At 54.2% G+C, this 24,897-nt stretch carries 22 protein-coding genes; 8 read left to right on the forward strand and 14 right to left on the reverse strand.

All coding sequences use genetic code 11. The annotated features are described in order from the left end of the window. The first annotated feature begins 2 nt into the window (after positions 1-2). Together apaG and apaH are read left to right on the forward strand one after the other, a co-directional pair. Complete coding sequence (apaG, locus tag I6L53_RS18165; protein ID WP_042323925.1) at positions 3-380, forward strand: Co2+/Mg2+ efflux protein ApaG; 378 nt, start codon at positions 3-5, stop codon at positions 378-380. Positions 381-390: 10 nt separating this feature from the next. Continuing rightward, positions 391-1,239, forward strand: a complete 849-nt coding sequence (gene apaH, locus I6L53_RS18170) for a bis(5'-nucleosyl)-tetraphosphatase (symmetrical) ApaH (RefSeq protein ID WP_042323927.1) — start codon at positions 391-393, stop codon at positions 1,237-1,239. Between the two features lie 93 nt (positions 1,240-1,332). On the opposite strand, the gene folA is transcribed toward apaH, so the two are convergent. The 9 genes from folA to I6L53_RS18215 form a co-directional block, all read right to left on the reverse strand. Continuing rightward, complete coding sequence (folA, locus tag I6L53_RS18175; RefSeq protein ID WP_042323929.1) at positions 1,333-1,812, reverse strand: type 3 dihydrofolate reductase; 480 nt, start codon at positions 1,810-1,812, stop codon at positions 1,333-1,335. Between the two features lie 198 nt (positions 1,813-2,010). Continuing rightward, entirely contained in the window at positions 2,011-3,873 is a 1,863-nt protein-coding gene (gene kefC / locus I6L53_RS18180; RefSeq protein ID WP_042323930.1) for a glutathione-regulated potassium-efflux system protein KefC, read from the reverse strand. Continuing rightward, positions 3,866-4,396, reverse strand: coding sequence for a glutathione-regulated potassium-efflux system oxidoreductase KefF (gene kefF / locus I6L53_RS18185; RefSeq protein ID WP_042323932.1), 531 nt, complete (start codon positions 4,394-4,396; stop codon positions 3,866-3,868). Before kefF ends, kefC begins: the two co-directional genes overlap by 8 nt. 103 nt (positions 4,397-4,499) lie before the next feature. After that, on the reverse strand, positions 4,500-4,733 hold the full coding sequence (locus I6L53_RS18190; RefSeq protein WP_042323934.1) for a YgdI/YgdR family lipoprotein: 234 nt from the start codon (positions 4,731-4,733) through the stop codon (positions 4,500-4,502). A gap of 102 nt (positions 4,734-4,835) precedes the next feature. Then, complete coding sequence (locus I6L53_RS18195; RefSeq protein WP_042324136.1) at positions 4,836-6,167, reverse strand: MFS transporter; 1,332 nt, start codon at positions 6,165-6,167, stop codon at positions 4,836-4,838. A gap of 120 nt (positions 6,168-6,287) precedes the next feature. Continuing rightward, entirely contained in the window at positions 6,288-6,575 is a 288-nt protein-coding gene (gene fixX / locus I6L53_RS18200; RefSeq protein WP_042323936.1) for a ferredoxin-like protein FixX, read from the reverse strand. After that, complete coding sequence (locus I6L53_RS18205; protein WP_042323938.1) at positions 6,572-7,858, reverse strand: FAD-dependent oxidoreductase; 1,287 nt, start codon at positions 7,856-7,858, stop codon at positions 6,572-6,574. The genes fixX and I6L53_RS18205 overlap by 4 nt, the downstream gene beginning before the upstream one ends. A gap of 22 nt (positions 7,859-7,880) precedes the next feature. After that, on the reverse strand, positions 7,881-8,822 hold the full coding sequence (locus tag I6L53_RS18210) for an electron transfer flavoprotein subunit alpha/FixB family protein (RefSeq protein ID WP_042323940.1): 942 nt from the start codon (positions 8,820-8,822) through the stop codon (positions 7,881-7,883). A gap of 12 nt (positions 8,823-8,834) precedes the next feature. Beyond that, a complete protein-coding gene (locus I6L53_RS18215; RefSeq protein WP_042323942.1) occupies positions 8,835-9,608 on the reverse strand; it encodes an electron transfer flavoprotein FixA in 774 nt (257 codons plus the stop codon). A gap of 478 nt (positions 9,609-10,086) precedes the next feature. On the opposite strand from I6L53_RS18215, the gene caiT reads away from it, so the two are divergent. The 6 genes from caiT to caiE all read left to right on the forward strand — a co-directional run bounded on the left by caiT (position 10,087) and on the right by caiE (position 17,226). After that, entirely contained in the window at positions 10,087-11,604 is a 1,518-nt protein-coding gene (gene caiT, locus I6L53_RS18220) for an L-carnitine/gamma-butyrobetaine antiporter (RefSeq protein WP_042323944.1), read from the forward strand. Between the two features lie 32 nt (positions 11,605-11,636). Beyond that, positions 11,637-12,779, forward strand: a complete 1,143-nt coding sequence (gene caiA, locus I6L53_RS18225) for a crotonobetainyl-CoA dehydrogenase (protein WP_042323946.1) — start codon at positions 11,637-11,639, stop codon at positions 12,777-12,779. Positions 12,780-12,951: 172 nt separating this feature from the next. Further along, complete coding sequence (caiB, locus tag I6L53_RS18230) at positions 12,952-14,169, forward strand: L-carnitine CoA-transferase (RefSeq protein ID WP_042323949.1); 1,218 nt, start codon at positions 12,952-12,954, stop codon at positions 14,167-14,169. Positions 14,170-14,231: 62 nt separating this feature from the next. Further along, positions 14,232-15,785: a crotonobetaine/carnitine-CoA ligase gene (gene caiC / locus I6L53_RS18235; protein WP_042323951.1), complete on the forward strand. Its 1,554-nt coding sequence runs from the start codon at positions 14,232-14,234 to the stop codon at positions 15,783-15,785. A 52-nt stretch (positions 15,786-15,837) separates the two neighbouring features. Further along, positions 15,838-16,623 (forward strand): crotonobetainyl-CoA hydratase, encoded by a 786-nt coding sequence (gene caiD, locus I6L53_RS18240; protein WP_042323953.1) that lies wholly within the window; start codon positions 15,838-15,840, stop codon positions 16,621-16,623. A gap of 6 nt (positions 16,624-16,629) precedes the next feature. Continuing rightward, the gene (caiE, locus tag I6L53_RS18245) at positions 16,630-17,226 is read left to right on the forward strand and encodes a carnitine operon protein CaiE (RefSeq protein ID WP_042324138.1); all 597 of its coding nucleotides are present in this window, start codon (positions 16,630-16,632) and stop codon (positions 17,224-17,226) included. 39 nt (positions 17,227-17,265) lie between these two features. On the opposite strand, the gene caiF is transcribed toward caiE, so the two are convergent. The 5 genes from caiF to I6L53_RS18270 all read right to left on the reverse strand — a co-directional run bounded on the left by caiF (position 17,266) and on the right by I6L53_RS18270 (position 24,716). Beyond that, positions 17,266-17,655: a carnitine metabolism transcriptional regulator CaiF gene (caiF, locus tag I6L53_RS18250; protein WP_042323956.1), complete on the reverse strand. Its 390-nt coding sequence runs from the start codon at positions 17,653-17,655 to the stop codon at positions 17,266-17,268. Positions 17,656-17,905: 250 nt separating this feature from the next. Then, a complete protein-coding gene (gene carB, locus I6L53_RS18255; protein ID WP_042323958.1) occupies positions 17,906-21,130 on the reverse strand; it encodes a carbamoyl-phosphate synthase large subunit in 3,225 nt (1,074 codons plus the stop codon). Positions 21,131-21,148: 18 nt separating this feature from the next. Continuing rightward, positions 21,149-22,297, reverse strand: coding sequence for a glutamine-hydrolyzing carbamoyl-phosphate synthase small subunit (carA, locus tag I6L53_RS18260; RefSeq protein WP_042323960.1), 1,149 nt, complete (start codon positions 22,295-22,297; stop codon positions 21,149-21,151). 456 nt (positions 22,298-22,753) lie between these two features. Beyond that, positions 22,754-23,575, reverse strand: coding sequence for a 4-hydroxy-tetrahydrodipicolinate reductase (gene dapB, locus I6L53_RS18265; RefSeq protein WP_042323962.1), 822 nt, complete (start codon positions 23,573-23,575; stop codon positions 22,754-22,756). A gap of 133 nt (positions 23,576-23,708) precedes the next feature. Then, positions 23,709-24,716 carry a LacI family DNA-binding transcriptional regulator gene (locus I6L53_RS18270; RefSeq protein ID WP_042323965.1) on the reverse strand — a complete coding sequence of 336 codons (1,008 nt, stop codon included), beginning with the start codon at positions 24,714-24,716 and terminating at the stop codon, positions 23,709-23,711. Positions 24,717-24,897 lie beyond the last annotated feature (181 nt).

A 24,897-nucleotide genomic window follows, 5' to 3' on the forward strand; every position in this document is an offset into this window, starting at 1 on the left:
GCATGATCAATTCGCCCCGAGTGTGTGTTCAGGTACAAAGCGTCTATATTGAAGCGCAATCCTCACCTGATGATGAACGTTACGTTTTTGCCTACACCGTAACCATCCGCAATTTGGGGCGAGCGCCCGTGCAGCTACTGGGACGCTATTGGTTGATAACTAATGGTCATGGCCGAGAAACCGAAGTCCAGGGGGAAGGTGTGGTTGGCGTTCAGCCGCACATTGAGCCTGGCGAAGAGTACCAGTATACCAGCGGTGCCGTTATCGAAACACCGCTGGGCACGATGCAGGGTCATTACGAAATGATCGATGAGAATGGCGTCGCCTTTACCATCGACATTCCGGTTTTCCGACTCGCTGTTTCCACTCTCATTCATTAAAACAATAACTATGGCAACATACCTTATTGGCGACGTTCACGGTTGCTACGATGAACTGATCGCATTGCTGCAACAAGTCAATTTTACCCCTGAAAGCGATACCCTCTGGCTGACGGGCGACCTGGTCGCTCGTGGCCCCGGCTCACTGGACGTGCTGCGTTATGTGAAATCGCTCGGCGACTGCGTGCGCCTGGTGCTGGGCAATCACGATCTGCATCTGCTGGCGGTTTTCGCAGGTATTAGTCGCAATAAACCGAAAGATCGACTGAGCCCGCTACTGGAAGCGCCGGACGCGGACGAACTGCTCAACTGGCTGCGCCGTCAGCCGCTGCTGCAGATTGATGAAGAGAAGAAGCTGGTGATGGCCCATGCGGGTATCACGCCGCAGTGGGATTTACAGACCGCCAAAGAGTGCGCGCGCGATGTCGAAGCGGTACTGTCGAGCGACTCTTACCCCTTCTTCCTTGATGCCATGTATGGCGACATGCCGAATAACTGGACGCCAGAACTGACCGGACTGGCACGCCTGCGCTTTATCACCAATGCCTTTACCCGGATGCGTTACTGCTTCCCGAACGGGCAACTGGATATGTACAGCAAAGAGTCCCCGGAGGATGCCCCGGCACCGTTGAAACCGTGGTTTGCCATTCCAGGCCCCGTCAGCGAGGCCTACAGCATCGCATTTGGTCACTGGGCTTCTCTGGAAGGTAAAGGGACGCCGGACGGGATCTATGCGCTGGACACCGGTTGCTGCTGGGGAGGGAATTTAACCTGCCTGCGCTGGGAAGATAAGCAATACTTTGTGCAGCCGTCAAACCAGCAAATGGATCGGGATGAAGGCGCGGCGGTCAACGCCTGATCTGTTTCGCCTGATGGCGCTGCGCTTATCAGGCCTACGAGCGGGTTTGTAGGCCGGATAAGACGCTAAGCGTCGCCATCCGGCACTCATAACTTAGCGACGTTCCAGAATTTCGAAGCAATAGCTGTGCGAATTCTGCCCGTCAGCGTCGTGAAACTCGCTGAACACCGATTCCCAGTCGTCCGGTTCGTAGTCCGGGAAATGCGTATCCCCTTCCACTTCCGCGTCGATGTGCGTCAGATACAGTTTCTGCGCTTTTGGCAGGAACTGCTCGTAGACGCGACCACCACCAATCACCATAATTTCTGGCGCATCGCCACAGGCCGCAATCGCTTCATCAACCGATTTCACCCACTGCACGCGATCGTCAGTACCCGGTTGGCTGCTGATAACGATGTTCTTACGCCCCGGCAACGGTCTGCCGATGGATTCCCAGGTATGGCGTCCCATAACGACAGGTTTATTTAACGTATTACGTTTAAACCAGGCGAGATCCGCAGGTAGATTCCACGGCATGGCGTTTTCCATGCCAATAACGCGATCTACCGCTAACGCAGCAATCAGACTGATCATTGAATATTTCCCGGAAGCAAAAAAAATTGTCGCCACTATACGGAAAGAGCAATCTTTCGTCGACTAACGAACAGAAGAAGAGCACGAAAATTTTCCGATCTGCTGGCGAGTCCACGACTTCACAGTGGACTCCCGGCATTACAGTAGTTCAAAAACAAACGGTTAACAGTAAAGTTTGCAGTACATCACATTTTTTACTCAGGTTGACGGTTTAACTTCCGGCTCATCGGCAACGTCTCCAGTGTGCTTACCTTCCTCGGTTCCCTGCCAACCATGACGCTGAATTAACGACAGATGTTCGCGATCCTCAGTGATAATTTCACTCAGCATCGCGCTGGTCCGTTTATAGACCGCTGCCCGGGAGGTCGCGTCGTCCTCGCCCTTCGCCATTTCTTCCACCATTTGCGTATTAAAGCGGCGGAACAGGTCAGCGCGTTCACGCGCTTCATAACGGCCAAGCCCAAGGCTTTCCAGCGCCAGACGCCCGGTTTTGAGTGCGCCTTCAAACGTTTCACGCTCCGGTTGCTCCACGCCCGCCTGACGCAGACGAATGTAATGATCGACATCGCGCGCCCGCGCAATAATTTGCAGGTTTGGAAAATGGTCTTTTACCATCTCCGTCAACTCCAGACTGGTTTGCGGATCGTCAATAGCGTTGATCAGTACTTCCGCTTTCGCCGCCCCGGCGGATTCCAGCAGATCCATCCGCGTTGCGTCACCGTAGAATACCTTCATACCAAATTTACGTAGCGTCTCGATGTGGTCCGGATCGTGATCGAGGACGACCATCTTCACGCCGCTGGAGAGCAGCAAACGGCCGGTGATCTGCCCGAAGCGCCCAAATCCGGCAATAATCACCCGAGGCTGCTCTTCATCAATTTCATCGGCCTCCCGCTCTTCACCCGTGGCGGATTTCTCCATGCGTGTGAGGATGACTAAGAATATCGGCGTCGCCGCCATCGACAGCGCTACCGCCAGCGTCAGTGCTTTCGCCCATTGCGGATCGAGCACGTTTGCCATTTGCGCCGCACCAAAAACCACAAATGCAAACTCGCTGCCCTGCCCGAGCAGTACCGCAAACCAGCGACGCTGTTTATTCGGTACCTGTAAAGGACGAGCAATCAGCCATAACATCCCGGTTTTGATCACCAGAAAGCCAACCAGCAGAATGATGATACGTAGGGGATTATCGATAAGCGTCCCGAAATCGATAGACATGCCGACACCAATGAAAAACAGCCCCAGCAGCAGCCCCTTAAACGGCTCGATGTCGCTCTCCAGCGCATGGCGATACTCTGAACTTGCCAGCAATACGCCAGCCAGGAATGCCCCCATCGCCATCGACAGCCCCACTTCTTCAAGCAACAGCCCGAAACCAAAAACCAGAAACAGCGCCACGGCGCTGAACACTTCGCGCAGGCCTGAACGCGCAACGAAACGCAGTGCCGGACGGGTCACATAGCGCCCCAACAGCACCACCAGCACCAGCGCGCCAGCGACTTTCAGGGCCGACAGCGCGAACGCCCCGAGCGTAGTCGACGCCCCGCTAGTCGCCAGGAGTGGGATCATCGCCACCAGGGGAATCGCCGCGATATCCTGGAACAGCAGCACGGCAAAGGCGCTACGCCCCATCTGCGAAACGGTCAGGTTGCGCTCATTCATCGCCTGCATGGCAATCGCCGTGGAGGAGAGCGCCAGCGTCATCCCAATCAGTTCCGCCACCTGCCAGCGCAGGCCGAGGAACATGCAAAACAGACCAATCAGGCCACCACAGACCACCATCTGTAGCGCGCCGCCGCCAAACACCGAGGCGCGCAGTTTCCATAACCGCTGGGGATCGAGCTCCAGGCCAATGACGAACAGCATCAACACCACGCCGATTTCGGCAAAGTGCAGAATAGATTCGGCATCTGTCACCAGACGTAACCCCCAGGGACCGATGATGCAACCCGCAATGAGATAGCCCAGCACCGATCCTAAGCCCAGCCGGACGGCAATCGGCACGATCAGCGCCGCTGACCCAAGATAAATCAGCGCCTGTATGAGCGTATGACTATCCATTGTGCGCCTCCTGCCATTCCATCAGTCGTTGCTTGTAATGACGCGCCTGCGCCTGCAACGTTTCATCGTCGCAAATAAACGTACAGTGCATCGCAAACGGCGCAAGCCAGTTGAGTCCGCAGTAGATTGCCGTCGCCTGGAGCGGCTGTGAGAGCACATCAAAGCCTGGGTGCGAACCAATTTCGAAGTGATTATCGCCGCCGCCGGTGGTCACCGCCCACATCACCTGTTTACCGCGCAACGCTGTCCCGCCGTGACCATAGGCCCAGCCGTGAGAAAGCACTTTATCCATCCACAGTTTGAGTAAGGGGGGGACGCTGTACCATTGCATGGGATGTTGCCAGACGATCAGATCAGCGCGAGAAAGCGCCTCTTGTTCCGCAGCGACATCGATATTAAAGTCAGGATAGAGCTGATAGAGCGAACGAACCTCGACGCCTTCCAGCGTCCTTGCCTGCTCAAGCATCCGTTTATTCGCATGAGAATGCTGCGGATAGGGATGCGCATAAATGATGAGAATCATGATAAGCCTGTTATTTTACCACTCTGTTTTATAAGAGAGTGTAGTCAGTAATCCAACAGGCTAATAGTGAATATTATTGAGCAGATAAATGGGGAAAACTGAACTAGTTATCCAGCTCGCTCATATTTTTCACCTGATCGCGGTTAATTTGTTCTGTCTGACCGGTTTCCGCGTTTTTGTAGGAGACCAGGCCCGTGTCATCGTCCACCTGCGGTTTACCGTCGGTGACAATGGTTCGGCCATCGGTCGTACGTACAGCCTGGTTCGAGGAGCAGCCGGCGACGGTAAAGACAGTTGCTGCGGCAAAAATGGAAGCGATCAACAGTTTCTTTTGCATGGTGTTCTCCCTGCTTTTCAGTCATTTTCAGTGATATACCCATTAACTGTAGACACACTGTCTGACTCTGAGGGCAAATACAGAACACTCTGAAGCGTCAGCTTAGCTCAACGGTTTCCTGCGAATCGTCATCGTACTGGTCTGGGCAAGCGTCAGGCCACGCGTTTCTGGCGCAAAGGCAATGGAGACCAGTAACCCTATCAACGAGATCCCTGCCCCCATCAGCATCACCTGATTAATGCCATATTTAGTGATGAAAATCGGCAGCGCCCAGGTGGAGAGAATGGTGCCGATACGGCTCAACGACATGATCACCCCCACGGCGGAAGCGCGAATATCGGTCGGAAACAGCTCATTTGGATAGAGCCACTGTAGATTCCCTGGTCCACCGGAGAAAAAGGCATACACCGCGAATGCCGTCACCACCAGCCAGATACCCATTTCCGGGATCAGACCCAGTACCGCCAGCGCCAGCGTCATCATCACAAAGCTGCCAATCAGCAGCGGCCTCCGCCCCGCGCTGTTGAGCCAGAACATCGGCGGGATACAGCCCAACATAAAGAACAGGCTGATCACCACATTTCCCAGCGCCGCGCTCTTCCCGGCACCTAATCCCAACAGACCGACAATCTGCGGACCAAAGGTGTAAATGGCAAACATGGGGATCACCTGACAGGTCCAGATCGCGGCGACAAACAGCACAAACGGAAAGTGGCGACGATTGAACAGCTGCAAAAAGCGCGTCTCCTGCGCCGTGTCTTCATCGAACGCCACCGGCTCGCCGAACAGTTTGATCATCATTGCTTCGCACTCTTTGACCCGCCCTTTGCGCAACAGCCAGCGCGGGGATTCGGGAAGATCAAAGCGACCGATCAGGATCAGGAGACAGGGGATCGCCGCGCTCCCCAGCATCCAGCGCCAGCCGCCTTCGACGTCATACAACCAGTAGCCAACCAGATCGGCGCAGGTCGCGCCGACGTACCACATCGCCGCAATAAAACTGATCGAGAAAGCGCGTTGCCGCGTGCTGGAAAACTCCGTGATCATTGAGGTGGCAATGGGATAATCCGCACCAATCACGATGCCAATCAGCACCCGCATCACCAACAACTCTACTGGAGACGAGACAAACATAGTGGCGACCGATATCACCCCGATGGCGACGATATCGATGAGAAACATTTTGCGCCGTCCCACTTTATCCGAGATATAACCGAACAAAGAGGTACCGACAAACAGTCCGGCCAGCGTTCCCGCCCCCAGCAAACCAATCCAGTCGGCATCCAGCTTCAGCGCTGGCGTGAGCTGTTCCAGCGCAACGCCAATCATCACCAGCACATAACCGTCCAGAAACGGGCCGCCGCTTCCCCACAGCATGATCCTGCGGTGAATAGAGGAGAACTGAATATCATCAAAGTTCCTGGGCTGTTGCATGGTGATGTCCTGTTTGCCGACATTCGGCATTAGTGCTTAACTGCCTGATGACGCTGCGCTTATCAGGCCTACTTATCCCCCGTTGGCCGGATAAGGCGAAGCCGCCATCCGGCACCCGGTTTAACCGTAACGGAACTCCACGCCGAAGGTACCGCGTGGGTACTCCCATTTCTCCAGCGCCGTATCGAGCCCCAGGATCCGACAGGTGCCGCACTCCAGACATCCGGCGTAATCAAAGCGTACGCTGCCGTCATCCTGCTTTTTGTATAACCCGGCAGGACAGGCCTTGATCAACACCTCCAGCACCTGTTTATCCGGTACCGCCTTCATGATGATGTGCGGATTCTCTTCATCCACATTGAATTTGTTGACGCCCAGCTTGACGTCCACATTGACGGGAGAAGTCATAATACGGTCACTCCTTTAATGCCATCCTTCATCAGGTTGATGAAGCCCACCTTCTTCGCATGGCGCAGAATCTTCTTACGCATCGGCACCGGCGCGCTGCCGTCGACGGTAAAGAGGTCGCGTGCAATACCGACGGCCATTTCCGGATAACGGGTAAACATGCGCGGGTTATCAAGGAACGCGGGCAGCCGCTGGTACATACGCATATCGCGCATCGGACCGTCATCAAGATGCTGGCGATATTCCGCCAGCCCCTGCCGGCTAAAGTCGTTGCGCTGCATGGCAGAGAGCACCGTCTTCGCCGCCGCTTCACCCGCGGCTACCGCGAGATCCATCCCGCGAATGGTAAAGCCGAGGTTCATACACATGCCAGCCGCATCGCCAGCAATCAGCACGCCATCGCCCACCAGTTCAGGCTGCATGTTCATCCCTGCTTCCGGCACCACGTGCGCCGCGTACTCCACCAGTTTGCCGCCGGCGATCAGTGGCGCAACGGCCGGATGCTGTTTGAAATCTTCCAGCATTTGCGGGACTGATTTTTTCGCCTCTTTCAGGTGATGAAGACCACACACCAGCCCCAGTGACAGAGTGTTTTCGTTGGTGTAAAGGAAGCCACCGCCCATCAGGCCATCCGTGGGGGAGCCGGCAAACAAACAGGCCGCGCCTTCGTTACCCTGCAACTGGAAGCGATCTTCAATCACTGACTTCGGCAGTTCGATCAGCTCTTTCACGCCGACCGCCACGTGTGCTGCCTCAACGCGTTTCGCCATTCCCAGTTTTTCCGCCAGCAGGGAGTTGACGCCATCGGCGAGGATCACCACTCTCGATTCGATGATGTCGCCATCCGCTTCCACGCCAACCACTTTACCGTCACGCTGCACGACGTTATCCACGCGGATCCCGGTGATCAACTGTGCGCCAGCCTCTTCCGCCTGCTCCATCAGCCAGGCGTCAAATTTACTGCGCAACACCGAGTAAGAGACCTGCGACGGGCCCGCCTTTTCACCGTTGAGATAGTCCACGGTCATCGCCCCGTTATCGGTCATAAAGGCGAGTTTTTCGTGGGTGATGACCCGCTCAACAGGGGCCTGCTCAGCAAAGCCAGGAATAATGCACTCCAGACTGTGGGCGTAAATGCGCCCACCGGTGACGTTCTTCGCACCAGCGGAATTTCCGCGCTCGATAACCAACACCTGGGCTCCTTCACGGGCGAGCACCAGAGCCGCGACGGAACCGGCAAGCCCTGCGCCCACGATGATGGCATCAAAGATATCTTCGGACATACGTACTCCCTGCCTGAATGGATTAGCGAGCCAGTGCGGTCGTCAGCGCGGGCAGGATCTTCAGCGCATCGCCGACAATGCCGTAATCCGCATACTGAAAGATCGGCGCATTTTTATCTTTGTTAATGGCAAAAATAGTCTGCGCGCCGTTCGCCCCCACCATGTGCTGGATCTGCCCGGAGATCCCCACCGCCAGGTACAGTTCCGGCTTGAGCATCAGGTTCGAGATCCCGACATAGCGCTCATGCTCCATCCACTTCTCGTTTTCGGCGACCGGACGCGAACAGGCCAGTTCTGCCCCAATGGCCTGACATAGCGCTTGCGCCAGTGAAATATTCTCTTTGCTGCCGATGCCGCGTCCGACGCTAACCACCAGCCGGGCTTTGTCGAGATCGACGCTGTTACTCTGCCGTGGTTGGGTAGCGGTGCGGGTGACGGTGATTTCCGGTGCCTGCCATGCGACGCTGTGCGTCTCGCCGCTGCGTGCTGCATCCGGCTGTTGCGCCTCAAAGGTGCCGCTGCTGAGCGTCAGTACGGCAAACGGCGTGGAGAGCGTTTCTTCGCCCATCGCCAGACCGCCATACACCATATGTTTGATCGTCGCCCGACCATCCTGCTGCGTCACCGCGCTGGCATCATTAGAGACCGCTGCCGCAAGGCGATAGCCCAGTTTTGCCGCTAACAGCTTGCCGCGACGCGTGTTAGGCAACAGCACCAGGCCAGAATCGCCCTGCTGACGAATGGTCTGTGCTATCACGTCCGCATAATCTTCCACCATGCGATCGTCCGGTTTACCGTCCAGTTGCCAGACGTGATGCGCGCCCAACTGAATGGCTGTGGTAGCCTCATCGGCGTTTTGCACAAATGCGTTAACCTGTTCACCTAAAACCTGCGCGCCGCTCATCAGTTCCGGCAGACGAGACGAGGTATCGCTAAATACCCAGACGCTGGAAAACTTGCTCATAACATCCCCTTCTTAATTAATGATTTTGCGCAGACTATCGGCAAACGCAGCAATCTGATCTTCACCATCGCCTTCAATCACAATACGCTGGCGCTCACGTTGTTTTGGCGCGGCCACCGTTTGTGTTGACCAGGCGTCCCCGGCGCTGAAACCAATGTCAGCCGCCGACCAGACCTGCACCGGTTTTTTCGCTGCGCCCAGAATGGCTTTCATAGACGGAATTTGTGGGGAGTTAATGTCGGTGGAGACGGCCACGACCGCCGGAAGAGGAACGCTCAGCGTTTCAATTTCATCTTCCAGTTCACGTTCAACGGTCAGTGTGCTTTCCGTCAGGGAGAGAATTTTGCTTACGCCGTTGATGGCGGGAATGTTCAGCGTTTCCCCCACCAGCAGGCTGACCTGCTGTGCGTAGAGATCGGAAGAGCCATCGCCACAGATCATCAGGTCAAATCCCAACTTCTGTGCGGCGGCGGCCAGCGCCGAGGCGGTCTGCTGCGGCAGCGTCTGTTCGAACTGGTCGTCGATGACCACCACCAGTTCATCCGGACCGCGAGAGAGGACATCCTTACGCCCTTTCGCGTTGGTTAACGCTTTCCCTCCCACGCTCAGGGCGATCACCTGCGCATCGCTGGCCTGCTGTTTCAACTGACAGGCCGCTTCAATCGCATTCAGGTCGTACTGGCTGATTTTGCCATCTGCTTTGCTGAAATCTAATGAACCATCGGCGTGATTGACGACAATATCCTGTTCATCAGGTACACACTTGTAGCAAGTAATTATCTTCATTGCATCTCCAGATATCATGAAGGAAACGTATTTATATCGGCGGTGTTAAATACAGATATCACGCTCTTTAATTCGGAAATAAAACCATAATCACCAATATTGAAAATGTCACACACTGATATTCGCAACTTTCAATATTGTTAAGCGCCTCACCAATATTGAAATCCAGCGTCAAAAAGGAATATTTTCAATATTGCCTGGCAGATCACCAATATTGAACGCCAAACGGTGTAAAACCGAACAACTTCAAATACAACACCATGATTTATATTGATTTTAAAGAAATATTAGCACCAAAGTGCCCCAGGCCAAAAGTGTGACGAATGTTACAGAATGCCGCAAAATGAATACCCATTATGAGTTACTCGTCAACGCGTCCTGAGGTTAAACGGGTATCAACAAATATTTAATAAAAATAAACAAAAATAAAACAAACGGGAACGCCAAATAAATTTCGTTTTCAACCTGGAATTCACTCATGAAAAATGAAAAGAGAAAGTCTGGAATTGAACCAAAGGTTTTTTTCCCGCCGCTAATAATAGTCGGAATACTTTGCTGGCTAACGGTACGCGATCTCGATGCCGCCAACGTCGTTATTAATGCCGTTTTCAGTTATGTCACCAATGTCTGGGGATGGGCGTTTGAGTGGTATATGGTCATTATGCTCATCGGCTGGTTCTGGCTGGTGTTTGGTCCCTACGCGAAAAAGAAATTAGGTGACGAGAAACCGGAGTTCAGCACTGCCAGTTGGATCTTCATGATGTTCGCCTCCTGTACCTCTGCCGCCGTGTTGTTCTGGGGATCGATAGAGATTTACTACTACATCTCCACGCCGCCGTTTGCGCTGACGCCTGGCTCTACGCCGGCGAAAGAGATAGGTCTGGCCTACAGCCTGTTCCACTGGGGGCCGCTGCCGTGGGCAACTTACAGCTTCCTTTCCGTGGCCTTCGCCTACTTCTTCTTTGTACGCAAAATGGACGTTATTCGCCCAAGTTCAACATTGGTTCCACTGGTTGGCGAAAAACATGCGAAAGGGTTACTCGGCACTATCGTGGATAACTTCTACCTGGTGGCGCTGATCTTCGCGATGGGCACCAGCCTCGGGCTGGCGACGCCGCTGGTGACCGAGTGCATGCAGTGGCTGTTTGGTATTCCGCATACCCTGCAACTTGACGCTATCATCATCACCTGCTGGATTATTTTGAACGCCATTTGCGTAGCCTGCGGCCTGCAAAAAGGGGTCAGGATCGCCAGCGATGTGCGCAGCTATTTAAGCTTCCTGATGCTCGGCTGGGTGTTCATCGTCAGCGGCGCCAGCTTCATCATGAACTACTTCACCGACTCCGTCGGGATGCTGCTGATGTACCTGCCACGCATGCTGTTCTATACCGATGCCATCGGCAAAGGCGGCTTCCCGCAGGGATGGACGGTCTTCTACTGGGCGTGGTGGGTAATTTACGCCATCCAGATGAGTATCTTCCTGGCGCGTATCTCTCGCGGTCGTACCGTACGTGAACTGTGTTTCGGCATGGTGTTGGGCCTCACCGCATCAACCTGGATCCTGTGGACGGTGCTGGGCAGTAACACGCTTCTGTTGATGGATAAAAACATCATCAACATTCCACAACTGATCGCCGATCACGGCGTACCGCGCGCGATTATCGAAACCTGGGCCGCCCTGCCGCTCAGCACCGCCACGATGTGGGGGTTCTTTATCCTCTGCTTTATTGCCACCGTCACGTTGATTAACGCCTGTTCTTACACCCTGGCGATGTCGACCTGTCGTGAAGTTCGTGATGGCGAAGAGCCACCGCTGCTGGTGCGTATCGGTTGGTCCGTGCTGGTTGGCGTGATTGGTATCGTGCTGCTGGCGCTTGGCGGCCTGAAGCCAATACAAACCGCAATTATCGCCGGGGGCTGCCCCCTGTTCTTCGTCAACATTATGGTGACGCTCTCCTTTATCAAAGACGCCAAAGTGCACTGGAAAGATAAATAAACCTAATTACCCCATGACATAGAGGTTAGAAGATGGATTTCAATTTCAATGATGAGCAGGAACTGTTTGTCGCCGGTATTCGTGAACTGATGGCCAGTGAGAACTGGGAAGCCTATTTTGCCGAGTGCGATCGCGACAGCGTGTATCCGGAACGTTTCGTGAAAGCGCTTGCGGATATGGGTATCGATAGCCTGCTGATCCCGGAAGAACATGGCGGCCTGGAAGCCGGATTCGTCACCGTGGCTGCCGTCTGGATGGAGTTGGGACGCCTCGGTGCGCCCACCTACGTGCTCTATCAGTTGCCGGGCGGTTTTAATACCTTCCTGCGCGAAGGCACCCAGGAGCAGATCGATAAAATCATGGCGTTCCAGGGGACGGGGAAACAAATGTGGAACTCCGCCATCACCGAACCGGGAGCGGGATCGGATGTTGGTAGTTTGAAAACCACTTATACCCGCAAAAATGGTAAGGTTTATCTTAATGGTAGTAAGTGTTTTATCACCAGTAGCGCCTACACCCCCTATATCGTGGTCATGGCAAGAGACGGCGCTTCCCCGGATAAACCCATCTATACCGAATGGTTTGTCGACATGAGTAAACCCGGCATCAAGGTCAACAAACTTGAGAAGTTGGGTCTGCGCATGGACAGCTGCTGTGAAATCAACTTTGACGATGTCGAGCTGGACGAAAAAGACATGTTCGGTCGGGAAGGTAACGGCTTTAACCGCGTGAAAGAAGAGTTCGACCACGAACGTTTCCTGGTAGCCCTCACCAACTACGGTACGGCAATGTGTGCCTTTGAAGATGCCGCACGCTACGCCAACCAGCGCGTACAGTTTGGCGAAACGATTGGGCGTTTCCAACTGATCCAGGAGAAATTCGCCCATATGGCGATCAAATTAAACTCCATGAAAAACATGCTGCTGGAAGCGGCGTGGAAAGCTGACAACGGCACCATCACCTCGGGTGATGCGGCGATGTGTAAATACTTCTGCGCCAATGCAGCGTTTGAAGTGGTGGACACCTCCATGCAGGTCCTCGGCGGCGTGGGGATAGCGGGCAATCACCGCATCACCCGCTTCTGGCGCGATCTGCGCGTTGACCGCGTATCCGGCGGCTCTGACGAAATGCAGATCCTGACGCTCGGTCGCGCCGTGTTGAAGCAATACCGTTAAGACGGCGACAGGCCGGATATCAGCTTAATGTCGGATGGCGGCTACGCCTTATCCGACCTACACCGGACTTAGGTTTTGTAGGCCTGATAAGACGCATCTGCGTCGCCATCAGGCATAGCCGGATGACGGCGTAACCGCCTTATCAGGCCTACAAATTTATCAGGAGTATTTTATGGATCGTCTACCAATGCCTGCTTTTGGGCCACTTGCCGGACTACGGGTTGTCTTCTCCGGGATCGAGATCGCCGGGCCGTTCGCCGGGCAGATGTTTGCCGAATGGGGCGCTGAAGTTATCTGGATTGAAAACGTTGCCTGGGCCGATACCATCCGCGTTCAACCGAACTATCCGCAATTGTCGCGGCGTAATCTGCACGCGCTCTCGCTGAATATTTTTAAAGATGAGGGTCGGGAAGCGTTTCTGAAGCTGATGGAAACCACCGATATCTTCATTGAAGCCAGTAAAGGTCCGGCGTTTGCCCGTCGGGGAATTACCGATGAGGTCCTGTGGCAGCATAACCCGAAACTGGTTATTGCCCACCTCTCCGGCTTCGGCCAGTACGGCACCGAGGAGTACACCAACCTTCCGGCCTATAACACCATTGCTCAGGCCTTCAGCGGCTATCTGATCCAAAACGGCGACGTCGATCAGCCCATGCCCGCGTTTCCCTACACCGCGGATTACTTCTCCGGCATGACGGCCACCACTGCCGCGCTGGCGGCATTGCATAAGGTGCGGGAAACCGGCAAAGGCGAAAGTATCGATGTCGCCATGTACGAAGTGATGCTGCGCATGGGCCAGTACTTCATGATGGATTACTTCAACGGCGGCGAAATATGCCCCCGCATGACTAAAGGTAAAGACCCTTACTACGCCGGTTGCGGGCTGTATAAATGCGCCGACGGCTACATCGTCATGGAACTGGTCGGGATTACCCAGGTCACCGAATGTTTCAAAGACATCGGCCTGGCCCACATTCTCGGTACGCCGGAAGTGCCGGAAGGAACACAGCTGATTCACCGCGTCGAGTGCCCGTACGGACCGCTGGTTGAAGAGAAACTGGATGCGTGGCTGGCCGCACACACCATAGCGGAAGTTCAGGCGCGTTTCGCTGAACTCAATATTGCCTGCGCCAAAGTGTTGACCATTCCTGAACTGGAAGGCAACCCGCAGTACGTTGCTCGCGAATCCATTACCCAGTGGCAAACGATGGATGGCCGCACCTGCAAAGGGCCAAACATCATGCCGAAATTCAAAAACAACCCAGGGAAAATCTGGCGTGGCATGCCGTCGCATGGCATGGATACAGCCGCCATTCTGAAAAATATCGGTTACAACGACGCAGACATTAAGGAACTGGTCAGTAAAGGTCTGGCCAAGGTTGAGAACTAAACGCGACGCGCTGACCGGGCTGTCTGGTTAGCGCATCGCCAGTGAAGATGGACAGGAGTGCAATGGATATCGTTGGCGGACAACACTTACGTCAGATGTGGGACGACCTGACCGGGTTATATGGCAATAAAACGGCGCTAATTTGCGAATCCAGCGAAGGAGTCGTGCGCCAGTACAGCTATACCTCGCTTAACGAGGAAATCAATCGGACGGCAAACCTTTTCCATACGTTGGGGATCCGCAAAGGCGATAAGGTCGCCCTGCATCTGGATAACTGCCCGGAATTTTTCTTTTGCTGGTTCGGGCTGGCAAAAATGGGTGCGGTCATGGTGCCGATCAATGCCCGTCTGCTGCGCGACGAAAGCGCGTGGATCCTGCAAAACAGCGAAGTTCAACTGCTGGTGACCAGCGCCGCTTTTTATCCGATGTATCGCCAGATCCAACAGGAAAATACGACGCTGCTTAACCATATCTGCCTGATTGGCGAAGCGTTACCTGTCGCTGACGGCGTGAGCCATTTTACGTCGTTGAAGGACCAACAGCCGACGACATTGTGTTATACCCCATCGTTGTCCACGGACGACATGGCCGAAATCCTGTTTACCTCCGGCACCACCTCCCGGCCCAAAGGGGTGGTGATCACCCACTACAACCTGCGTTTTGCCGGCTACTACTCGTCATGGCAATGCGCTCTGCGAGATGACGATGTTTACCTGACAGTGATGCCTGCGTTTCACATCGACTGCCAGTGCACTGCCGCCATGGCCGCGTTCTCGGCAGGAGCAACCTTTGTGCTGATTGAGAAGTACAGCGCTCGCGCCTTTTGGGGACAGATACGTAAATACCGCGCGACCGTCACGGAATGTATTCCGATGATGATCAGAACGTTGATGGTTCAACCCGTCTCGCCGTTGGACAGAGAGCACTGCCTACGGGAGGTGATGTACTACCTCAACCTGTCAGTGCAGGAAAAAGACGCGTTTCTTGAACGCTTTGGTGTGCGTCTGCTGACCTCCTACGGCATGACGGAAACCATCGTCGGCATTATCGGCGATCGCCCCGGCGATAAACGACGCTGGCCCTCTATTGGACGTCCCGGTTTTTGTTACGAAGCGGAGATTCGCGATGAGCAGAACCGCGCGCTGCCCGCGGGTGAAATTGGAGAAATCTGCATCAAGGGCGTGCCGGGTAAAACGATTTTCAAAGAGTACTACCGCAGACCAGACGCCACGGCCAAAGCGCTCGAGCCGACCGGCTGGCTGCATACCGGTGATTCCGGCTACCGCGATGAGGACGGTTTTTTCTATTTTGTCGACCGCCGCTGCAACATGATTAAGCGCGGAGGAGAAAACGTCTCTTGCGTGGAGCTGGAAAATATTATTTCGGCGCACCCTAAAATTCAGGACATCGTCGTCATTGGAATTAAAGACTCCATTCGTGACGAGGCGATAAAAGCCTTTGTGGTACTCAACGAAGGTGAAACGCTCAGTGAAGAGGAGTTTTTCAGTTTTTGTGAAAAAAATATGGCGAAATTCAAAGTCCCTTCAATTATGGAGATTCGAACCGACCTGCCGCGAAATTGTTCAGGAAAAATAATCAAAAAAAATCTGAAATAATCCTACAGGCAGGAATACCCCCTGCCAGACATCCTATTTTTGGAGATGAACCATGAGTGAATCTTTACATTTAACCCGCAACGGGGCGATTCTGGAAATTATGCTGGATCGGCCAAAAGCAAATGCGATTGATGCCAAAACCAGTTTTCAAATGGGCGAGGCTTTTCTTAATTTCCGTGACGATCCCGAACTGCGCGTAGCAATCGTCACCGGCGCGGGTGAAAAATTCTTTTCCGCCGGCTGGGATTTAAAAGCGGCCGCGGAAGGTGAAGCGCCGGACGCCGATTTCGGCCCTGGCGGATTCGCCGGTCTGACCGAAATATTCAATCTCGACAAACCGGTGATCGCCGCCGTCAATGGCTATGCCTTCGGCGGGGGCTTCGAACTGGCCCTGGCGGCAGACTTTATTGTTTGTGCCGACAACGCCAGTTTTGCGCTACCTGAAGCCAAACTCGGCATCGTACCGGACAGCGGTGGTGTCCTGCGCCTGCCGAAAATACTGCCCCCGGCAATCGTCAATGAAATGGTCATGACCGGCAGACGCATGAATGCGGAAGAAGCGCTGCGCTGGGGGATCGTCAATCGTGTGGTCAGCCAGCAAGAACTGATGGCCAGCGCGCGTGAACTGGCGCAACAGCTGGTGAACAGTGCACCGCTGGCGATCGCCGCACTGAAAGAGATTTATCGCACGACCAGTGAAATGCCGGTGGAGGAAGCTTACCGCTTTATCCGCAGCGGTGTGCTGAAGCACTATCCGTCCGTGCTGCACTCCGAAGATGCGTTAGAAGGGCCGCAGGCGTTTGCTGAAAAGCGCGATCCGGTCTGGAAAGGACGCTGATTGATCATGCGCTGCTACGCCTTTGAAGGCCTGATTCCCGTGGTACATCCCGAGGCGTTTGTGCATCCCAGCGCGGTACTGATTGGTGATGTGATCGTGGGGGCTGGCGTATACGTCGGCCCGCTCGCATCGCTGCGCGGTGACTATGGCCGCCTGATCCTCGAAGCGGGCTCCAACCTCCAGGACGGTTGCATTATGCATGGCTACTGCGATACGGACACGGTGGTACGCGAGAACGGACACATCGGGCACGGGGCTATCCTGCACGGCTGCGTGATTGGCCGGGACGCGCTGGTGGGGATGAACAGCGTGATCATGGATGGCGCAGTCATTGGCGATGAAAGCATTGTCGCCGCCATGAGCTTTGTCAAAGCCGGATTTACTGGCGCTGCGCGGCAGTTGCTGGTCGGCACGCCTGCCCGCGTCGTGCGTGACGTCACCGAACAGGAACTGCACTGGAAACGACTTAATACAAAGGAATATCAGGATCTTGCCGTACGTTGTCGGGCATCATTGTGGGAAACATTCCCGCTGTCGGAAGTTGAAGCAAACCGACCGCGCCTGAAAGGCACAACCGAGGTGAAGCCCAAATCGGCAATGTAATCATACCGGATGGCGCAGTGCCATCCGGCAAACAAAAGATTACCGACGCATACTTTTTGACAGCATCATCTGCCATTTCTGCTCGCGGTTCAGCTCTGACGGCGGCACTGCTGACATCCGTGGCGATTTGCTGACCATCTTCTCCTGAGCACTATGCCCCAGACGGGCATACAGTTGCGGATCAATATGTGTCACTCTGACCAGTCGCTGACACTGACATCCGCGACCTGCCAGTTGATTAGGGATCGTCTTAGTCTCGCAATTAATGTCCCCGACCTCAGCGAGAATATAAGAGACGGTATTGATCGCTTTGCAGTGATCCATATTAAAGTGCTTCGCAATCTCTTTCGCACTCACCCAACGCTTTTCTGCCATTACCCAATCGGCGATCAACAGGTAAAGCGGCTTTTCAACATATTCTTCACACATAAGCACACCATTTCACAAATTAAAAATCTTGTTATGCCCTGTCTGTAAAATACAAAAACAAGACCATATTGAAATTGTGGGATTAAATAATAGTAAGCAACTTAACGACGCATTATTGTGAGCCAAATCTTGCTTGTTACATTGAATGCTGTCCTTGTGCGCAATATATCCCCAGAAATAAACGGATTGCATAAAAAAACGGCTCCGTTTCCGGAACCGTTTTTAAAACAGTGGTTAATGATGCTGCCGTTTATTTTTTGATTTGCGCGTGCATTTCCTGAACGGAGGTCACTTTCTCCGTCGCATCGGCATTCAGCGCCATCGCGGTAGCAAAACCCCCGTTCAGCGTGGTGTCATAGTGCACTTTGTACTGCAGCGCGCTACGGCGAATCACCCTGGAGTCTTCGATGGCGCGACGGCCTGCGGTGGTGTTGATGATGTAGGTATATTCGCCATTCTTGATGCGGTCCTGAATGTGCGGACGCCCCTCATGCACCTTGTTCACCAGACGCGGATTGATCCCGGCTTCACCCAGCACAATCGCAGTACCGTGGGTGGCATCCAGTTCAAAACCCTGTTTCAGCAGTTTCGCGGCCAGGTCCACCACGCGCTCTTTATCGCCTTCACGCACAGAGAGCAGCGCCCGGCCCTGTTTCTTCATGGTGGAGTTGCTGCCCAGTTGCGCCTTGGCGAATGCTTCCGCAAAGGTACGGCCCACGCCCATTACTTCCCCGGTGGAGCGCATTTCCGGCCCTAACAGCGGGTCGACGCCCGGGAACTTGTTGAACGGCAGCACCACTTCTTTCACCGAGTAGTACGGCGGGATAATTTCTTTGGTCACACCCTGCTCGGTCAGCGATTTGCCCGCCATCACGCGTGCCGCCACTTTCGCCAGCGGTACGCCGGTCGCTTTGGAGACGAATGGCACAGTACGCGCCGCACGTGGGTTCACTTCAATCAGGTACACTTCGTTGTCTTTCACTGCGAACTGAACGTTCATCAGACCACGAACCTGCAGTTCGAAAGCCAGTTTCTGCACCTGCTGGCGCATCACATCCTGAATTTCCTGGCTCAGGGTGTAAGCGGGCAGAGAACAGGCGGAGTCACCGGAGTGGACGCCCGCTTGTTCAATGTGTTCCATGATGCCGCCAATCAGCACCATTTCGCCGTCACAGATCGCGTCCACATCCACTTCAATCGCGTCATCGAGGAAGCGGTCGAGCAGAACCGGCGCGTCGTTGGAAACGCTGACTGCGGTCTGGAAGTAGCGGCGCAGGTCAGCTTCGTCGTAGACGATTTCCATCGCGCGTCCGCCCAGCACGTAGGACGGGCGCACCACCAGCGGGTAGCCAATCTCTTTCGCTTTTTCGACGGCCTGTTCGATAGCCGTCACGGTGGCGTTAGCCGGTTGTTTCAGCTTCAGACGGTCAACCGCATGCTGGAAACGCTCACGGTCTTCTGCACGGTCAATCGCATCCGGACTGGTACCGATAACCGGCACGCCCGCCGCTTCCAGCGCACGCGCCAGCTTCAACGGAGTCTGGCCACCGTACTGCACGATCACGCCCTTCGGCTTCTCAATGCGCACGATTTCCAGGACATCCTCCAGCGTTACCGGCTCAAAGTAGAGGCGGTCGGAGGTGTCATAGTCGGTGGAGACGGTTTCCGGGTTACAGTTGACCATGATGGTCTCAAAACCGTCTTCGCGCAGCGCCAGAGAGGCGTGTACGCAGCAGTAGTCAAATTCGATCCCCTGGCCGATACGGTTTGGACCGCCGCCGAGCACCATGATTTTGTCGCGGTCAACGGACGGGTTCGCCTCACACTCATCTTCATAAGTAGAGTACATGTAGGCGGTATCGGTGGCGAATTCTGCCGCACAGGTGTCCACACGTTTGTAGACCGGGTGCAGGTTGTACTGGTCACGCAGTTTGCGCACTTCCGCTTCACGCACGCCGGCCAGTTTAGCCAGACGCGCATCGGCAAAGCCTTTGCGTTTCAACTGGCGCAGGAAGTCAGGGGTCAGGCCGTTGATGCCCAGCTCCGCCACTTTTTCTTCCAGACGTACCAGCTCTTCAATTTGTACCAGGAACCAGCGATCGATGTTGGTCAGGTTGAATACACCGTCAACAGACAGGCCCGCACGGAACGCATCGGCGATATACCAGATACGCTCAGCGCCCGCGTCTTTCAACTCACGGCGGATTTTGGTCAGCGCTTCCGGGTCATCCAGGCTCACTTTCGGGTCAAAGCCGGTGGCGCCCACTTCCAGACCGCGCAGCGCTTTTTGCAGAGATTCCTGCTGGGTGCGGCCAATTGCCATTACCTCACCGACAGATTTCATCTGGGTGGTCAGACGGTCGTTAGCACCAACGAATTTTTCGAAGTTGAAGCGAGGGATTTTCGTGACCACATAGTCGATGGACGGTTCGAACGATGCCGGGGTACGACCGCCAGTGATGTCGTTCATCAGTTCATCGAGGGTGTAACCTACCGCCAGTTTCGCCGCGACTTTCGCAATCGGGAAGCCGGTGGCTTTCGACGCCAGCGCTGAGGAGCGGGATACGCGCGGGTTCATTTCGATCACAATCAGGCGACCGTTTTTCGGGTTCACCGCGAACTGAACGTTCGAACCGCCGGTTTCAACACCGATTTCACGCAGTACCGCCATCGAAGCGTTACGCATGATTTGATATTCTTTGTCGGTCAGCGTCTGGGCAGGTGCAACGGTGATGGAGTCACCGGTGTGGATACCCATCGCATCGAAGTTCTCGATGGAGCAGACGATGATGCAGTTGTCGTTTTTATCACGCACGACTTCCATCTCGTACTCTTTCCAGCCAATAAGCGATTCATCAATCAGCAATTCATTGGTTGGGGAAAGATCCAGACCGCGGGTACAAATCTCTTCAAACTCTTCACGGTTGTAGGCGATACCGCCGCCGGTGCCGCCCATGGTAAAGGACGGACGGATGATACACGGATAACCGACGTCAGCCGCAACCGCCAGCGCTTCTTCCAGAGTATGAGCAATCCCCGAGCGAGCGGTGTCGAGACCGATTTTTTTCATTGCGATGTCGAAGCGACGACGGTCTTCTGCTTTATCAATCGCGTCGGCCGTCGCACCAATCATGGTCACGCCAAACTCGGCCAGCACCCCCTGGCGCTCCAGTTCCAGCGCGCAGTTCAGCGCCGTCTGACCGCCCATGGTCGGCAGCACCGCGTCCGGACGCTCTTTCTCAATAATCTTGCGGACCACTTCCCAGTGAATCGGCTCAATGTAGGTCGCATCGGCCATTTCCGGATCGGTCATGATGGTAGCCGGGTTGGAGTTCACGAGGATGACGCGGTAACCCTCTTCACGCAGCGCTTTACACGCCTGCGCACCGGAGTAGTCAAACTCACACGCCTGACCGATAACAATCGGACCCGCGCCCAGAATCAGGATACTTTTTATGTCTGTACGTTTTGGCATGGTTCTCTTAACTCCTGATTATTTCGCGGACTGACGGTAGAACTCAATTAACTCGATAAAGTGGTCGAACAACGGCGCGGCATCGTGGGGACCCGGGCTCGCTTCCGGGTGACCCTGGAAGCTGAATGCCGGTTTGTCGGTGCGATGAATCCCCTGCAGGGTGCCATCGAACAGCGACTTGTGGGTGACGCGCAGATTTGCCGGCATGGATGCTTCATCCACCGCAAAGCCGTGGTTCTGGGCCGTGATCATCACGGTATTGTTGTCGATATCTTTGACAGGATGGTTACCGCCGTGGTGGCCGAATTTCATCTTCACGGTTTTCGCCCCGCTCGCCAGTGCCAATAGCTGATGGCCTAAGCAGATACCAAATACCGGAATATCGGTTTTGAGGAATTTCTGAATCGCGTCGATAGCGTAATCACACGGCGCCGGGTCACCAGGACCGTTCGACAGGAAGATCCCGTCCGGATTCATCTTCAGCACCTCTTCTGCTGGCGTTTTTGCCGGAACAACCGTCAGACGGCAGCCGCGGTCCACCAGCATGCGCAGGATGTTGCGCTTGGCACCAAAGTCGTAGGCGACAACGTGGAACGGCAGTTCGCCTTCTTTCTTCGCTTCCGGCAGGTCATCGGCCAGCGTCCAGCTCCCCTGCGTCCAGCTGTAAGATTCCGTGGTGGTCACTTCTTTCGCCAGATCCATTCCATTCAGGCCCGGGAACGCTTTCGCTTTTTCCAGCGCAAGCTGAGCATCCAGGTTATCGCCCGCGATGATGCAACCGTTCTGTGCCCCTTTCTCACGCAGCAGACGCGTCAGCTTACGGGTATCGATATCGGCAATCGCCACGATGTTATGGCGTTTCAGGTAAGAAGAGAGGTCTTCGGTATTGCGAAAGTTGCTGGCAATCAGCGGCAGGTCACGAATGACGAGGCCTTGCGCATGGACCTGGGAGGATTCTTCATCGGCGGCATTGGTGCCGACATTACCGATATGGGGATAAGTAAGAGTAACGATTTGGCGGGAATAGGAAGGATCAGTGAGGATTTCTTGATAACCGGTCATTGAAGTATTGAAAACGACTTCCCCAACCGCCGAACCTGTTGCCCCTATGGCCCGACCGTGAAACTGGGTTCCGTCTTCCAGAACCAATAGCGCTGACTTAATCAAAACACCCTCCAGAGAATATTCACTCACTTTATTTGCATATTAATGCATTAACATAGCATGAATCAATGCAAATTTGCTTACCCGCGGATTTCTGGCAAACGGCGGCATTCTGGAGATAAGACGGGTAAAAGTCAACTTAAAGGCGGTATTTTTTATATTCTTTTGCGACTCAGGATGAATTGATCGGATTTAACAGGCAAAAAGATCACCTAACCCTGGCAGGAAAACGCTTGCGTGCGCAATTATGCGTAAAAAACAATCTTACCCTTCAAAAAAGTGGACCAAATGGTCAAAATTTACATTCAGGCAACGTAAAATGAAGAGAAAAGGTTAATTTATTCGCGGTTCATTTAAAAAGTGCTTTAAATGAGAAAAATAAAAGGGCAATAAAAATATTGCCCTATGTAATCAATGCATTGAGATTACAATAACCACATCACGAAAGGTAATAATTGACTATAAAATGTTGAGATCAAGCACATCTCGCATATCAAAAAGTCCATTTGACTTCGAACTCACCCAAAGAGCCGATCTGACTGCGCCATTGGCAAAAGTCATGCGACTGGACGCTTTGTGGGTGATTTCGATGCGCTCACCGATATCCGCAAACATGGCGGTATGTTCACCCACAATGTCTCCCGCGCGCACGGTGGCAAAACCAATCGTTCCCGGTACACGTTCGCCGGTATAGCCTTCACGGCTGTATACGGCGCACGCTTTCAGATCTTTATCCAGCGCGTGGGCAATCGCCTCCCCCATCGCCAGCGCGGTGCCTGACGGCGCATCGACTTTATGGCGATGGTGCGCTTCAATGATTTCGATGTCGGTGTAGTCACCCATCACTTTCGCCGCCTTTTCCAGCAGCTTGAGCATCACGTTAACACCAACGCTGAAGTTCGCCGCGAAGACAATGCCTATCTCCTGGGCAGCATCGCGAATCGCCTGTTTTCCCGCATCGTCAAAACCGGTGGTGCCAATGACCATCCCTTTGCCATGCTGACGACAAAACGCCAGATGATTCAGCGTGCCTTCCGGACGGGTAAAATCGATGAACACATCGAAATCCCCTTTTACTGCCTCAAGGCTACTTTGCACGGTAACGCCGGTCTTCCCGACGCCCGCTAATTCTCCGGCATCGCTGCCCAGCAATGACGATCCCTCGCGCTCAAGCGCCGCACCAAGCGCAACGCCTTCCATCTGTAGCGCTGCCTGAATTAACTGGCGGCCCATACGGCCACCCGCGCCCGCTATCGCGACACGGACCTGTGCATCATGCATAGTTATTCTCTTACGTTAAAATGATGTAAATCGTTTTCAGATTAACCAGCACGTCGTCATGCCGCTAGCCAAAAACGTCGATAATTAGAATTTAATGATAAACAGAGAGAGATATCAGTAAAAGGCATGACGATCAGCGAAAACCGCATGATTCCCTGATCACCAGCGCCGGCGGCAGAATAATTCGTTTCGCCGGCTCATCGTTTCCCTGAATACGACTGTAAAGTAACTCCCCCGCCTTACGACCAATCTCTTTCGCCGCCACCGATACGGTAGTGAGCGCAGGCTGAACCAATGCCGCTTCGGTAATATCATCGAACCCGACTAAAGCAAAGTCACGCCCGGGTTCACGCCCCATTTTTCGTAGCGCCTGCATCACCCCCAGCGCCACAATATCCTGATAACACACGGCTGCGGTAATGTGCGGATGATGCACAAGCAGAGATTCCGCCGCGTTCGCGCCATCAATCTGGCTGGCCTGAGCGGCAACGATCCACTGTGGATTCGGTGAGATGCCATGTTCCAGTAGCGTGCTGGTAAATCCGCCAATGCGCTGCGCCCGGCTTCCTGAATTCGGACTGCCGCCAATAAAGGCGATATTTTTATGCCCCATTCTGACTAAATGGGTCGTTGCCATTTGTGTCCCGAGAAAGTTATCGGTTCCAACAAAATCAAAATCCGGATCGCTGAGTGGGCGAACGACCATGATAGCGGGAATATTGCGCCGTTTTAGCGCTTCGAAGAACGAGGTCGGTGTTTCTCGCGCCGCGCAGAGCACCATGCCACAGGCATTGTTGCGCATCAGTGAATCAACAAACTTTTGCTGGCGCTCACCTGACTCTTCGCTGTTCGCCAGAAACAGCAGCAGGTCGTGCCGCTCCATCTCATGGCTGAGCCCCGCCGTCATCTCACCATAAAATGGGTTGGTAATATCATGCAACAAGAGCCCAACCTGATTGCTGCTGCGATTACGCAAATTCGCTGCGGTCTGGTTATAGACATAGCCAGACTCATCCAGCGCTTTTAGCACGCGCTCGCGCGTTGCCTGTGAAATACGCCCCCGATTACGCAGCACCATCGACACGGTCGCCGTGGAGACGCCTGCGCGCTTCGCAACCTGCGCCAGGGTAATGGTTGTCATGACTTCTCCTGTTTATCCCTAAGGTTAATCGAATAACCTCAATATTGTCCCGATACGTGTGATTCTCATCACGCTGGCGAGCTTTTCACCGCCCTGGTTTCTGATTATGGCGGGTTAATCGCGTTAACCACCCTATGAAAATAAGGTTAATCGATTAATCTTTAATTAGCCAATACGGAGA

Origin of the sequence: Citrobacter farmeri (genome assembly GCF_019048065.1) — a bacterium.
Taxonomy (GTDB): domain Bacteria; phylum Pseudomonadota; class Gammaproteobacteria; order Enterobacterales; family Enterobacteriaceae; genus Citrobacter_A; species Citrobacter_A farmeri.